At 56.5% G+C, this 13950-nt stretch carries 15 protein-coding genes and 1 pseudogene; 9 read left to right on the top strand and 7 right to left on the bottom strand.

Annotation, left to right across the window (positions count from 1 at the left end; genetic code table 11):
- The first annotated feature begins 151 nt into the window (after positions 1–151).
- The 3 genes from QLG03_RS21115 (at position 152) to QLG03_RS21105 (ending at position 3368) form a co-directional block, all read left to right on the top strand.
- Positions 152–793: a hydrolase gene (locus QLG03_RS21115; RefSeq protein WP_002890357.1), complete on the top strand. Its 642-nt coding sequence runs from the start codon at positions 152–154 to the stop codon at positions 791–793.
- A 136-nt stretch (positions 794–929) separates the two neighbouring features.
- Positions 930–1475: an antibiotic biosynthesis monooxygenase gene (locus tag QLG03_RS21110; RefSeq protein ID WP_008805362.1), complete on the top strand. Its 546-nt coding sequence runs from the start codon at positions 930–932 to the stop codon at positions 1473–1475.
- Positions 1476–1499: 24 nt separating this feature from the next.
- Positions 1500–3368 carry an amidohydrolase gene (locus tag QLG03_RS21105; RefSeq protein WP_023288587.1) on the top strand — a complete coding sequence of 623 codons (1869 nt, stop codon included), beginning with the start codon at positions 1500–1502 and terminating at the stop codon, positions 3366–3368.
- Positions 3369–3426: 58 nt separating this feature from the next.
- On the opposite strand, the gene fba is transcribed toward QLG03_RS21105, so the two are convergent.
- From fba to QLG03_RS21080, 5 genes are all read right to left on the bottom strand, one after another.
- Positions 3427–4281, bottom strand: coding sequence for a class II fructose-1,6-bisphosphate aldolase (gene fba, locus QLG03_RS21100; RefSeq protein ID WP_072199152.1), 855 nt, complete (start codon positions 4279–4281; stop codon positions 3427–3429).
- Positions 4282–4316: 35 nt separating this feature from the next.
- A complete protein-coding gene (locus QLG03_RS21095) occupies positions 4317–5279 on the bottom strand; it encodes a PfkB family carbohydrate kinase (protein ID WP_032453579.1) in 963 nt (320 codons plus the stop codon).
- Between the two features lie 65 nt (positions 5280–5344).
- Positions 5345–6736 (bottom strand): PTS ascorbate transporter subunit IIC, encoded by a 1392-nt coding sequence (locus tag QLG03_RS21090; protein WP_255988441.1) that lies wholly within the window; start codon positions 6734–6736, stop codon positions 5345–5347.
- A 20-nt stretch (positions 6737–6756) separates the two neighbouring features.
- Entirely contained in the window at positions 6757–7044 is a 288-nt protein-coding gene (locus tag QLG03_RS21085) for a PTS sugar transporter subunit IIB (protein WP_017898931.1), read from the bottom strand.
- A gap of 5 nt (positions 7045–7049) precedes the next feature.
- Positions 7050–7493, bottom strand: coding sequence for a PTS sugar transporter subunit IIA (locus QLG03_RS21080; protein WP_023288591.1), 444 nt, complete (start codon positions 7491–7493; stop codon positions 7050–7052).
- 55 nt (positions 7494–7548) lie between these two features.
- On the opposite strand from QLG03_RS21080, the gene QLG03_RS21075 reads away from it, so the two are divergent.
- Positions 7549–7695: a hypothetical protein gene (locus QLG03_RS21075; protein ID WP_255988533.1), complete on the top strand. Its 147-nt coding sequence runs from the start codon at positions 7549–7551 to the stop codon at positions 7693–7695.
- Between the two features lie 144 nt (positions 7696–7839).
- Here the strand turns inward: QLG03_RS21075 and QLG03_RS21070 are convergent, their stop codons facing one another.
- Together QLG03_RS21070 and acpH are read right to left on the bottom strand one after the other, a co-directional pair.
- Positions 7840–8442: a peroxiredoxin gene (locus tag QLG03_RS21070; RefSeq protein WP_004178733.1), complete on the bottom strand. Its 603-nt coding sequence runs from the start codon at positions 8440–8442 to the stop codon at positions 7840–7842.
- Positions 8443–8569: 127 nt separating this feature from the next.
- Positions 8570–9151, bottom strand: coding sequence for an ACP phosphodiesterase (acpH, locus tag QLG03_RS21065; protein ID WP_023288592.1), 582 nt, complete (start codon positions 9149–9151; stop codon positions 8570–8572).
- Positions 9152–9239: 88 nt separating this feature from the next.
- Between acpH and QLG03_RS21060 the strand changes: the two are divergent.
- From QLG03_RS21060 to secD, 5 genes and pseudogenes are all read left to right on the top strand, one after another.
- Positions 9240–9355 (top strand): annotated as a pseudogene (locus tag QLG03_RS21060) (hypothetical protein).
- A gap of 64 nt (positions 9356–9419) precedes the next feature.
- Complete coding sequence (queA, locus tag QLG03_RS21055; RefSeq protein ID WP_004204841.1) at positions 9420–10484, top strand: tRNA preQ1(34) S-adenosylmethionine ribosyltransferase-isomerase QueA; 1065 nt, start codon at positions 9420–9422, stop codon at positions 10482–10484.
- Positions 10485–10592: 108 nt separating this feature from the next.
- Positions 10593–11720 (top strand): tRNA guanosine(34) transglycosylase Tgt, encoded by a 1128-nt coding sequence (tgt, locus tag QLG03_RS21050; RefSeq protein ID WP_002890395.1) that lies wholly within the window; start codon positions 10593–10595, stop codon positions 11718–11720.
- A 22-nt stretch (positions 11721–11742) separates the two neighbouring features.
- Positions 11743–12075 carry a preprotein translocase subunit YajC gene (gene yajC / locus QLG03_RS21045; protein ID WP_002890398.1) on the top strand — a complete coding sequence of 111 codons (333 nt, stop codon included), beginning with the start codon at positions 11743–11745 and terminating at the stop codon, positions 12073–12075.
- 26 nt (positions 12076–12101) lie between these two features.
- The gene (secD, locus tag QLG03_RS21040; protein WP_008805370.1) at positions 12102–13949 is read left to right on the top strand and encodes a protein translocase subunit SecD; all 1848 of its coding nucleotides are present in this window, start codon (positions 12102–12104) and stop codon (positions 13947–13949) included.
- Position 13950 lies beyond the last annotated feature (1 nt).

Raw genomic sequence — 13950 nt, 5'->3', positions numbered from 1 at the left:
TACTAACCGCCGACAAAATATAAATCACAAAAAAACTTTAATAACTTGTTAGAAATAACTGGCTATACTCACCATGCTTTATCAGTCAGGATCTACACGACGCATTAACCATCATGTCATCTTTTTAACTCATTGATTAAGAAGGTATTTAATGTCTATTCGTGAACTGCTCGATCCCACTAATTCCGCCCTTATCTTTATTGATCATCAACCACAGATGTCATTTGGCGTGGCGAATATCGATCGCCAGACCCTCAAAAATAACACCGTGGCGCTGGCCAAAGCTGGCAAAATTTTTAATGTACCGGTGATTTACACTTCCGTAGAGACTAAAAGCTTCAGCGGTTATATCTGGCCGGAATTATTGGCCGTGCATCCTGACGTCAAGCCGATTGAGCGTACTTCAATGAACTCCTGGGAAGACGATGCCTTCGTCGCGGCGGTGAAAGCGACCGGCCGTAAAAAGCTGGTGATCTCCGCTCTGTGGACCGAAGTTTGCCTGACGTTTCCGGCGCTGATGGCCCTGGAGGCGGGCTACGAAGTGTATGTGGTCACCGATACCTCCGGCGGTACCTCTGTCGACGCCCATGAGCGTTCTATTGACCGGATGGTGCAGGCGGGTGCGGTGCCGGTGACCTGGCAGCAGGTGTTGCTGGAGTACCAGCGCGACTGGTCGCGCAAAGCGACTTACGATGCGGTCATGGACCTGGTGCGCGAACACAGCGGCGCCTACGGGATGGGCGTGGATTACGCTTATACCATGGTGCACGGCGCGCCAGAGCGTAAAGCGTAACTCACTTCATCCTTCAAGCTGCCTCTTTGTTGGCTGCGTTTGTCCGCCCCGACGCAGCATGAATGATGTTGTGCAGAGCCATTGATCGCTAATGGCAGGAGCAATCCTGCCATTCCCCTGAAGCAAGGAACTCTTTATGGCGCAGCAAAAATCGGTGACCCTGGTCATCAGCCATCTGCTCGATCCGCAACACGGCCAGCGCTACGAAGAGTGGCTCGGCAAAATCATGCCCATCGCGGCTGAATTTCCCGGCCATCTCGGGGCGAATGTGATCCGGCCCGCCGCAGGGCAGAATCTGTGGAGCGTGATTATCCGCTTCGACACCCTGGAGCATCTCTACGCCTGGACGCAGTCGGAAACCCGTCGTCAGCTGGTGGCGGAGATTGCCCCGCTGCTGACGGAGGGCGATCGGACGGAGGTGCGGACCGAACCGGCCTTCTGGTTTACCCCGCCGACGGCGAATGTGCGCCAGCCGCGGCGCTGGAAACAGTTTCTGATCACCCTGCTGGTGATTTTCCCCAGCACCAACCTGGTGCCGGCGGTGACCGGCATGCTGTTGCCGTCGCTTAAGGGGAGCCTGCTGCTGCACCTGATCAATGATGCCTGCGTGGTTGCGCTGGTGGTCTGGTTCTGGATGCCCATCGTGACCCGCCTGTTTGCTGGCTGGTTGAAGAAAAACTGAGTCAGCCTCCCCAAGGAGTGCGTTATGTCGCAAACTGCCACACTGATTCTGACCCACGGCCAGATTCATACCCTCGATCGCGCGAATCCGCTGGCGGAAGCCGTGGCCATCGCCGACGGAAAAATTGTTGCCACCGGAAGCCACGATCGGATCATGAGCTTTGCCGCCGAGGGGACGCAGATCGTCGATCTCAAAGGGCATACGGTGATCCCGGGCCTCAACGATTCTCACCTGCACCTGATCCGCGGTGGGTTGAACTACAACCTTGAGCTCCGCTGGGAGGGGGTGCCCTCGCTGGCCGATGCGCTGCGAATGCTCAAGGAGCAGGCGGATCGCACACCCTCCCCGCAGTGGGTGCGGGTGGTCGGCGGCTGGAGCGAATTCCAGTTCGCCGAACGACGGATGCCGACCCTGGAAGAGCTAAACGACGCGGCGCCCGATACGCCGGTGTTTGTGCTGCATCTCTACGATCGCGCGCTGCTGAACCGCGCGGCGCTGAAAGCTGTGGGATATACCAAAGAGACGCCGGATCCGGCGGGCGGCGAGATCGTCCGCGATAGCCACGGCAACCCGACCGGGATGCTGATCGCCAAACCAAACGCCATGATCCTCTATGCCACCCTGGCCAAAGGGCCGAAGCTGCCGCTGGATCTGCAGGTGAACTCCACCCGCCAGTTTATGCGCGAGCTGAACCGGCTGGGGCTGACCAGCGCCATCGACGCCGGGGGCGGTTTCCAGAACTACCCGGAAGATTACGAAATTATCGAACAGCTGCACGCGAAAGAGCAAATGACCGTGCGCATCGCCTACAACCTGTTTACCCAGCGGCCGAAGCAGGAGCTGGAGGACTTCGAACGCTGGACCGACATGCTGAAGCCGGGGCAGGGGACCGACTTCTATCGCGCCAACGGCGCCGGCGAGATGCTGGTGTTTTCGGCGGCGGATTTTGAAGATTTCCTGCAGCCGCGGCCGGATCTGCCGCAAGGCATGGAGGATGAGCTGGAGCGGGTGGTGCGCCACCTGGTGGAACATCGCTGGCCGTTCCGCCTGCATGCCACCTACGACGAGTCCATCAGCCGGATGCTGGACGTGTTTGAGAAGGTGAACCGCGACATTCCGTTTAATGGCCTGCACTGGTTCTTCGACCATGCCGAGACCATTACCGAGCGCAACATTGAGCGGGTGAAGGCGCTGGGGGGCGGCATTGCGGTGCAGCACCGGATGGCCTTCCAGGGCGAATATTTTGTCGATCGCTACGGCAAAGAGGCGGTGAAACATACGCCGCCGGTGGCGAAGATGCTGGAGCTGGACGTACCGGTAGGGTTGGGGACCGATGCCACCCGCGTCGCCAGCTATAACCCGTGGACCGCGCTGTACTGGCTGGTCTCCGGGCGCACCGTCGGCGGGATGGCGATGTATGACGATAACAACCGGCTGCCGCGCGATGTCGCGCTGGAGCTGTGGACGGCGGGCAGCGCCTGGTTCTCCAGCGAGCAGGGGAAAAAGGGCCGTCTGGCCGCCGGTCAGCTTGCCGATCTGGTGGTGCTGTCGAAGGACTATTTCAGCGTCGCGGAAGAGGAGATCAAAGGCATTGAGTCGGTGCTGACGGTGGTTGACGGCAAAGTGGTGTATGCCGCCGGTCACTTCTCGCCGCTGGCGCCGCCGCCCATTCCGGTGCTGCCGGAGTGGTCGCCGGTGGTGAAGGTCCCGGGCCATTACCGTTCCGCTCCGCCGGCGGCGGCTAAAATTGGCGCCATGGTACAGATGCACCAGTGCTGCGGTAGCTGCGGCGTTCACGGCCATCAGCATGATATCGCGCGGAAATCGTCGATCCCGGTCTCCGACGAGCAGGCCTTCTGGGGCGTGCTGGGCTGCTCCTGCTTTGCCTTCTGATGCCTGACGCCTCCGCCCCGGTAGCTAAGGGGCGGAGGTCTCAGCCACCTTTCACGCATCAATAGCGCTGCTGTGAGCCAAATAGCGCCATGCGGCGGGCAATCATCTCGCGTACCGGCTGCAGCCCCTGGGCGATCACTTTCCGCGGATCGTTCACATCGTGCCCGGTATCGGCAGCGAAGATCGCCTTCACCTGCTGGCACCAGGCGTACATATTTTCGGTATTAACGTTAATCTTGGCGGTGCCGCAGGCAATCGCCCGGCGCATATCCTCATCGGCAATACCGGTGCCGCCATGCAGCACCAGCGGAACCTTCACCCGCTCGGCAATGGCTTTCATCTCGCTAAATCCCAGCCTGGCTTTGCCTTTATACAGGCCATGGGTGGAGCCCAGCGCGGCGGCGAGGCAGTCCACCTGGGTTTCTGTCACCAGGGTGTAGCACTCCTGCGGATCGGCATAGATGACTTCGGAATTGACAATGCCGTCTTCGCTACCGGCGATAGTCCCCAGTTCAGCCTCCACGGAGATACCTTTGCTGTGCGCCAGCGTCACCAGATGGCGGGTAATGGCCAGGTTTTCCCTGAACGGCAGATGTGAGCCATCAAACATAATGGAACTGAAGCCGGCGGCGATCGCCGCTTCGCAGGCCTCCCGGGTGGTGCCATGATCCAGATGCAGCGCCACCGGAACATCAATATGTAAATACTCCATGGCGTTAACCACGATGTCATGAATACATTTTAACCCGAGCATATGCTTAACCGTGCCGCCGGACACGCCCAAAATAACCGGTGAGCGGCACTGCTGGGCGGTGCTTAATACGGCGCCAACCCACTCCAGATTATTAATGTTGAACTGACCGACGGCGTAGCCGTCCCTCAGGGCATGCTGAAGCATGTCCTTCATCGACACTAACATATTCACCTCTTGATATTTATTAAATACAGTTATTCTTCAAAATATTGCTTTAAGTTTCTCTCGTAGCTATTTAACGAGTGGTGGACGACCGCCAGGTCCGGCATAGATTCCCGTACCCCTTTTTTCTCAATAGAAATGGCGGCGGTGAGGCTGGCAAATAAAATAATATTATCTATGTGCCATGAGTAGTGGACGCCATAGGTGAAGGCGCCGTGAAATACATCCCCGGCTCCGGTGGTATCCACGGCATTGCACAGCCAGGAAGGAACGATCTGCAGCATACCGCTTTTTAAAAAAGCGCAGCCTTTTTCGCCAAGGGTAATAAATGCCTCGCCGCGGCAAATTTTATTCAGCTCAATCAGCGCTGCTTTAATTTCTGCTTCGGTGCTCAGCGAGCGATAGCTCATATAGTCGCGGGCAAAATGTTCGCTCACCACAAAATAGTCGGTCCAGGCCGCCAGTTTAATATTGCTGGCACGCAGTGACCCACCGTCCATCACGACTCTGGCGTTGGGCAGTTTCTTAATTAAATATTCACTGATTTCCGCCTCATGGCCGTCAATTAAAATAGTGACTGGCTCCTCGGCGGCAATCAGTCGCTCGGCGAGATCGTCCAGTTTGAGCTTTTGATCGTAGGTCAGGGAAGGCGGTGTTTGCATCTTGCGGGTAATAATCGTCCGCGAACCCGTTAAGCGATTGACGAGCACCGAGGCCAGCGGGGTGATCATGTCATCGGAGAAAACCACCTGGCTGGTATCCACGCCCGCTTCGGCAAACTCATCGATAATGCGCTGACCGTAAAGATCCTGATGCAGATGGCCGATGTAATAGACCTCCTCCCCCCATAATCCCAGCAGCCAGGCCGCATTGGCCGCCGGGCCGCCGCCGCTTTCGATAAAATCATGACAAAAGTTTTTAGTATTCTCCTGGGGCCATTCATTGAGAAAGAAAAACTGATCGAAACAAGCAAATCCAATGGACAAAATAGCCATAACCACTCCTGATTATTTGTCAGCGGCGGGAAGCTTGACCGTCCCGCCGGGAAAAATGACCTCGCTTATTCATTTTTCTGCTTGGCGATAAGCTCCTCATAGCTGAGCGTGTTGCCCACCACCCGTACCTGACGGAAGCAGAAAGGCGCCAGCAGCGCGACGAGCAGCGCCAGACAAATCAGGTAGATAGTGACCTGGCCAAACTGGGTAAACGCGTTACCGATAATGATGCCCCACACCGCGAAGTCGAAATCGGCGAAGGTGCTGTTTTCAAACCCGAGGTTGCCGAGCGCCGGCAGCAGCATCGCCGGCAGGAAGGCCAGGAAGATCCCGCCGATAAAGGCGGCGATGATACAACCGCGCTTACCGCCCAGCTTGTCGGCAAAGACCCCGGAGGTACCGCCGCAGAAGAAGTGCGGCACCATGCCGGGAATAATCAGCGCCATGCCCAGTCCGCCGAGCATGAGCATCCCGACCAGCCCGCCCACAAAGGAGCTGATGAATCCCACCACCACCGCGGTGGGGCTAAAGGTAAAGAACACCGCGCAGTCAACGGCCGGGATGGAGTCCGGGATCAGTTTCTGGCTGATGCCCTGGAATGCCGGCACCAGATCGCCCAGGATCAAGCGCACGCCGTTGTAGACAATGGCTACGCCAACGGCGAACTGCAGACCGGTCAGCACGGAGAAGATCAGCATGTTCTGGTCGGTGATGGTGCTCAGGTACGCCGACCCGGCGACAGCGCTGCAGATAAAGTAGATAACAAACATCACGATACCGGTGGTGACGGTGGTATCGCGCAGAAAACCCCATTTCTCTGAGATTTCGGTATCGGCGAAGGAGTTTGCCGGATTACCGGTCCGGCTGGCGATCCACGCCGAGAGATAGTAGCCCAGTGAGCCGAAATGGCCCATGGCGATCCCGCCGTCCTCGGTCACCTGCCTGGTGTAACGCTGGCCAATGGCGGGGGAGATGGCCGACCATGAGCCCAGCAGGAATCCGCCGATCAGGATCAACATCCAGCCCTGGAACTCCGCCGCCTGCAGGACGGCGGAGAACAGGCAGGCGAGAAAGAATGAGTGATGACCGGTGAGAAAGATATATTTATATTTTGTGCAGCGGGCAATGATCAGATTGAAAATAAAGCCCAACAGCAAAATACTCATGGTTTCCACGCCCAGCATCTTCTGGGCGACGGAGACAATGGCTTCATTGTTCGGAATAACGCCGCGGATATTAAATCCCGCTTCGATAATGCCGCCCAACGGGTTGAGATTGGTAACGATAACGCCTGCGCCAGCGCTCAACATCAAATAGCCTAAAATCGGCTTTAATGTGCCGGTAAGGAGTTTGTTGCCGGGGGAGCGCAGCGCCACTAAGCCAACGAAGGCGATAAGCCCCATTAAAAAAGCGGGTTGACTGAATATTTCCGTTAAGAAACTAAGAATAGCCTGCATGGTCGTTCCCTCTATGCTGATTAAGAGTGAGTCGCAGCAATTTTCATCAGCGCGTCGGTAATATCCTCGGCGATTTTTGCTTTATGGACATAGCTGCGAATAATGGCGACATGACAGTGGGCCGGAAATTGATTTGCCAGTTCTTTGATCGTGACATAAAGGTCGGCTTTTTCCCCGACGGCGTTAGCAAAATCGACCGAGGCGACGTCCGCTTTGATACCTAATTCTTCACAGATCTTCTTCACATTATTCGCAGCCATCAATGAACTGCCAATACCGTTACCACAAACCGTTCTGATAACTAACATAATGACTACTCCATTTGTTTTTGGATGAAATGTAAGACTGAATTCACGTCAGTTTCCTGCTGAAGAAAGGTCACGATATCTGACTCGATCAGCGAGGCTATCAGTTGGATCATTTTGATATGACTGTCAGCATCGGCGCCGGCGATGGCGATGACGACGGTAACCGGATCGAACTCATCGTGGCCGAAGGTCACTGGCGTGGCGGTGGTGACAAGCGAAAATCCGGTCTGCAATGCCCCTTTTTCCGGGCGGGCGTGCGGCATGGCAATCCCGTCATCTATCACGATGGCGGCGCCAAAATCTTCGTATACCGTCAGCATCTCGCTGACATATTCGGCGCTGCAAATCTGATGCCTGGCGAGTAATGAACCCGCCAGTTCGATGGCCTCTTCCGCATGGGAAATATTCTGCTTCAGGGCGATTAACGTCGGGTCAAAAATAATATCCATTCTCTTCTCCTGAACGTATTCCTGTTCCTGAGTAAAATCATGACCAAATACATTGATAAAAATGATGGATGAGATCACATCCGCGGTTTTAAATATTGATGGCGATCACATCGACGGCAAAGTGCTGGCAGAAAACCATATAAATAATTTATATGATTTTCAGTGGGTTACGGAGTGCTTGGGATTTGGTGCTGAAATTTGACAGAGAAAAAATGAGAGGCAGAGCGAAATTTTTCGGCAGAAGTGTATTCCTGGTCACAAATATCGCCGGGTCATTTTCCTAAATTTTGACGTCGCTAACAAAAAAGGCCCGCCTGAGCGAGCCTTTTATAAAAACGTGTGCCGATTACAGGCTGGAGACGTTTTCGGTCAGGTATTTTGCAACGCCTTCCGGAGAGGCAGCCATACCTTCTTTTCCTTTTTCCCACTGCGCCGGGCAAACTTCGCCGTGCTCTTCGTGGAACTGCAGCGCGTCAACCATGCGCAGCATTTCGTCGATGTTACGGCCCAGCGGCAGGTCGTTAACCACCTGGTGGCGAACCACGCCGTTAGCGTCGATCAGGAAGGAACCACGCAGGGCAACGCCTTCGTCCGGATGCTCGATACCGTAAGCTTTCTGGATTTCACGTTTGATGTCAGCAACCATCGCGTATTTAACCGGGCCGATACCGCCCTGGTCTACCGGGGTGTTACGCCATGCGTTGTGCACGAACTCGGAGTCGAAGGAAACGCCAACCACTTCCACGCCGCGTTTCTGGAATTCTTCGTAACGTTTGTCGAACGCGATCAGCTCAGACGGGCAAACGAAGGTGAAGTCCATCGGCCAGAAGAACAGAACGGTAGGTTTACCGTTGGTGTGCTGTTTGAAATTGAATTTCTCAACGATCTCACCATTACCCAGCACAGCGGCTGCAGTAAAATCCGGCGCTTGACGAGTGACCAGAACCATTTGATTCTCCTGTAATTACTAAGGTTATTTAAAACGCAACGCCGGCAAGTATAGAGCCTGTCCGCCAATAACACAAAGAGGCACCGACAATCGTTCAGCCAGCTTTTACCTATCAATGTCGCAGCGATTACAGCTGTTTGTTTTTCGCCTGACGCATCATCTGCGGATAAAAGCGCCAGAACTGCCCCTCCAGCCGGTCGTAGTGGGTATCCAGATCCTGCCAGGAGTCGCGCAGCGCCTCGAGACGCGGGCGGCGGCTGGCCATGCCGTTAAGCACGCGCTGAATAAAATCCATCTCCTGATAGCGCTCCAGCCAGCGCTCCGACCACAGATATTGGTTGAGATTGACGAAGCGGGGCGGCGAGTCGGGCAGGATCGGCACGATCTGCCGCTCGGCGTAGCGCACGAACTCCTCCAGCGGCAGGTCAGGGGAGAGCTGCGCCCAGTGCTGCGACAGGAAATGATCCCACATGACGTCGAGGGTGATCGGGGCGACGCGGCGGGTCTGCGGGCGAAACCACTCCCGCGCCTCTTTGACTTCCGCCAGGTTGTCAGTCAGCACGTCAATCCGCCGATGCATATAGATGCCGTCAACAATCTCCGCCGGATAGTCGCCCTGCGGGTTGCCGCGCACAAAGTCGGCCATCAGATTGCCGGGCAGCGAACTGTCGGCGAGATGGGCCAGGTGCAGGTGGGCGAGAAAATTCATAGTGACGACATCCTTCAAATACTTTCTGGCGGGCAGAGTGAGCGGTGTAGCGCTGCGCGTCGCCCTGAACGGCAGCCCCGGTGCCCGGATGGCGTGCTGTCTGGCCGCGCGCGGCCCTCTGCCACCGGTGATGCATTCGGCTGCCGCATGGCGGCATTCGGAATGATTTGGAATATAGATTATGTCATTCATCCGGAGGGGTAAAGGTTGCAGGCAGACCGCCCCGGCACTAGACTACCCGCCTCTTTATTCAGTCTGAGTTATCGTCATGCGCGTTACCGATTTTGCTTTTGAACTACCCGAATCCCTGATCGCCCACTATCCGATGCCTGAGCGCAGTAGCTGCCGCTTACTCTCCCTGGACGGGCCGACGGGCGCGCTGACGCATGGCACCTTCACCGACATCCTCGATAAGCTCAATCCCGGCGATCTGCTGGTGTTTAACAACACCCGGGTGATCCCGGCGCGTCTGTTCGGCCGCAAGGCCAGCGGCGGCAAGATTGAAGTGCTGGTGGAGCGGATGCTGGATGATAAGCGCATCCTCGCCCATATTCGCGCCTCGAAAGCGCCGAAGCCGGGCGCCGAGCTGCTGCTGGGCGACGACGAGAGCATTCAGGCCACTATGCTGGCGCGTCACGGCGCGCTGTTTGAAGTGGAATTTAACGACGAGCGCCCGGTGCTGGAGATCCTTAACGGGATCGGCCATATGCCGCTGCCGCCCTACATTGATCGCCCGGACGAAGACGCTGACCGCGAGCTCTATCAAACCGTCTACGGCACCCGGCCGGGCGCGGTAGCCGCCCCGACCGCGGGTCTGCACTTCGACGAACCGCTGCTGGACAAACTGCGCGCTAAAGGCGTTGAGATGGCGTTTGTCACCCTGCACGTGGGCGCGGGTACCTTCCAGCCGGTGCGCGTCGACAGCATTGAAGAGCACACTATGCACTCAGAATATGCGGAAGTGCCGCAGGAGGTGGTTGATGCGGTGCTGGCGGCGAAAGCGCGCGGCAATCGCGTGATCGCGGTGGGCACCACCTCGGTACGCTCGCTGGAGAGCGCGGCGCAGGCGGCGAAAGACGCCCTGATCGCGCCGTTCTTCGACGATACGCAGATTTTCATCTATCCGGGTTATCAGTACCAGGTGATCGATGCGCTGGTGACCAACTTCCATCTCCCTGAATCCACACTGATTATGCTGGTGTCGGCGTTTGCGGGTTATCAGCACACCATGAACGCCTATAAGGTAGCGGTGGAGCAGAAATATCGCTTTTTTAGCTACGGGGATGCGATGTTTATCACGTACAATCCGCAGGCTATTTCTGAGCGTCCCTGAAAAGGCCGGCCCGCCGGCTTTTGGCACGCCATGACGCATTTTTAGCCACGGAATCATTCCGTGGCGAGTATCAAAACGTCGGACTGTTTTTCTGACGCAGGAGCAAGCATGAAATTTGAACTGGATACCACCGACGGTCGCGCCCGCCGCGGTCGCCTGGTGTTTGAGCGCGGCGTGGTGGAAACACCGGCCTTTATGCCCGTTGGCACCTACGGCACCGTCAAAGGGATGACGCCGGAAGAGGTGGAAGCCACCGGCGCGCAGATTATTCTCGGCAATACCTTCCACCTGTGGCTGCGCCCGGGTCAGGAGATCATGAAGCTGCACGGCGATCTGCACGATTTTATGCAGTGGAAAGGACCGATCCTGACCGACTCCGGCGGCTTCCAGGTGTTCAGCCTTGGCGATATCCGTAAGATCACCGAGCAGGGCGTCCACTTCCGTAACCCGATCAACGGCGATCCGATTTTCCTCGATCCGGAAAAATCCATGGAGATTCAGTACGATCTCGGTTCCGACATCGTGATGATCTTCGACGAATGTACGCCGTACCCGGCGGACTGGGATTACGCCAAGCGCTCGATGGAGATGTCTCTGCGCTGGGCGAAGCGCAGCCGCGACCGTTTCGATAGCCTTGGCAATAAAAATGCGCTGTTCGGCATCATTCAGGGCAGCGTTTACGAAGATTTACGTGATATCTCGGTGAAAGGTCTGGTAGAGATTGGCTTTGATGGCTACGCTGTCGGCGGTTTGGCGGTCGGCGAGCCGAAGGAAGACATGCACCGTATTCTGGAGCACGTCTGCCCGCAGATCCCGGCCGATAAACCACGATACCTGATGGGCGTCGGGAAGCCGGAAGATCTGGTGGAAGGGGTACGTCGCGGTATCGATATGTTCGACTGCGTCATGCCGACGCGCAACGCGCGTAACGGCCACCTGTTCGTCACCGACGGCGTGGTGAAAATCCGCAACGCGAAGCACAAAAGCGATACCGCGCCGCTGGACGCCGAGTGTGATTGCTATACATGTCGCAATTATTCACGCGCTTACTTGCATCACCTTGACCGTTGCAACGAAATATTGGGCGCGCGTCTCAATACCATTCATAACCTGCGCTACTATCAGCGTTTAATGGCTGGTTTACGCAAGGCTATCGAAGAGGGTAAATTAGAGAGCTTCGTGACCGATTTTTACCAACGTCAGGGGCGCACCGTGCCTCCTTTGAACGTTGATTAATTTTAATAATGAGGGAATTTCAATGAGCTTTTTTATTTCTGATGCGGTAGCGGCAACGGGTGCACCGGCGCAGGGCAGCCCGATGTCTCTGATTCTGATGCTGGTGGTGTTCGGTCTGATTTTTTACTTCATGATCCTGCGTCCACAGCAGAAGCGCACCAAGGAACATAAGAACCTGATGAACTCCATCGCCAAAGGTGATGAAGTGCTGACCAACGGCGGTCTGGTCGGTCGCGTGACCAAAGTAGCGGAAACTGGCTACATTGCTATCGCGCTGAACGATACCACTGAAGTGGTTATCAAACGTGACTTCGTTGCTGCCGTTCTGCCGAAAGGCACCATGAAGGCGCTGTAATCTAACTTTTCCCAAAGGGAACTGCCGTGTTAAACCGTTATCCTTTGTGGAAGTATGTCATGCTGGTCGTCGTCATTGTCGTCGGCCTGATCTATGCGCTTCCCAACCTGTATGGTGAGGATCCGGCTGTTCAAATCACTGGCGCGCGCGGCGTCGCCGCCAGTGAGCAAACGCTGATCCAGGTCCAGAAAACTTTACAAGAAGAAAAAATTACCGCGAAGTCTGTGGCACTGGAAGAGGGCGCTATTCTTGCGCGCTTCGACACCACTGATACCCAGCTGCGCGCGCGTGAAGCGCTGCTTACCGTGTTGGGTGACAAATACGTCGTGGCGCTAAACCTTGCTCCGGCAACCCCACGCTGGCTGGCGGCACTCTATGCCGAGCCGATGAAGCTGGGTCTTGATCTGCGCGGCGGCGTGCACTTCCTGATGGAAGTCGACATGGACACCGCGTTAGGCAAACTGCAGGAACAGAACATCGATAGCCTGCGCAGCGAGCTGCGCGACAAAGGCATTCCTTACGCGACCGTGCGCAAGGAAGACAACTATGGTCTGAGCATCGTCTTCCGCGACAGCGCGGCGCGCGACCAGGCTATCTCTTATCTCAGCCCTCGCCATCGCGATCTGGTGATCTCCTCTCAGGGTGACAACAGCCTGAAAGCGGTGATGACCGATGAGCGCCTGAAAGAAGCTCGTGAGTATGCGGTCCAGCAGAACATTAACATTCTGCGTAACCGTGTGAACCAGCTGGGCGTCGCCGAACCGCTGGTTCAGCGTCAGGGCGCTGACCGCATCGTGGTTGAGCTGCCGGGTATCCAGGATACCGCGCGGGCGAAGGAGATCCTTGGCGCGACCGCGACCCTCGAGTTCCGTCTGGTCAATACCAACGTGGACCAGTCCGCCGCCGCCTCTGGCCGCGTGCCGGGCGACTCGGAAGTGAAAGAGACGCGTGAAGGCCAGCCGGTGGTGCTGTACAAGCGGGTGATCCTGACCGGTGACCATATCACCGACTCGACCTCCAGCATGGATGAGTACAACCAGCCGCAGGTCAACATCTCGCTGGACAGCGCGGGCGGCAACATCATGTCCAACTTCACCAAGGACAACATCGGCAAGCCGATGGCGACCCTGTTCGTGGAGTATAAAGACAGCGGTAAGAAAGACGCCAACGGTCGCGCTATCCTGGCGAAAGAGGAAGAGGTGATTAACATCGCCAACATCCAGTCGCGCTTGGGCAACAGCTTCCGTATTACCGGTATCAGCAACCCGAACGAAGCTCGCCAGCTGTCGCTGCTGCTGCGTGCCGGCGCGTTGATTGCGCCGATTCAGATCGTCGAAGAGCGGACTATCGGCCCAACCCTTGGCATGCAGAACATCAAGCAGGGTCTGGAAGCCTGTCTGGCCGGTCTGGTGGTCTCTATCCTGTTCATGATCCTCTTCTATAAGAAGTTCGGTCTGATTGCGACCTCGGCGCTGATTGCCAACCTGGTGCTGATTGTCGGCATTATGTCCCTGATCCCGGGGGCGACGCTGACCATGCCGGGCATCGCGGGTATCGTGTTAACCCTTGCGGTGGCGGTCGATGCTAACGTTCTGATCAACGAGCGTATCAAAGAAGAGCTGAGCAACGGGCGTACCGTTCAGCAGGCGATTGACGAAGGTTATCGCGGCGCGTTCAGCTCGATCTTCGACGCCAACGTGACGACGCTTATCAAAGTGATCATCCTGTACGCGGTCGGTACCGGTGCCATTAAAGGGTTTGCGATTACCACCGGTATCGGTATCGCGACCTCAATGTTTACCGCTATCGTCGGCACCCGTGCCATCGTGAACCTGCTGTACGGCGGCAAGCGCGTTAAAAAGCTGTCTATCTGAG

The sequence above is a fragment of the Klebsiella sp. V115_8 genome (genome assembly GCF_029967715.1).
In the GTDB taxonomy this organism is placed as follows: Bacteria; Pseudomonadota; Gammaproteobacteria; order Enterobacterales; family Enterobacteriaceae; genus Klebsiella; species Klebsiella quasipneumoniae.
This window is presented reverse-complemented; position numbering and strand designations above follow the sequence as displayed.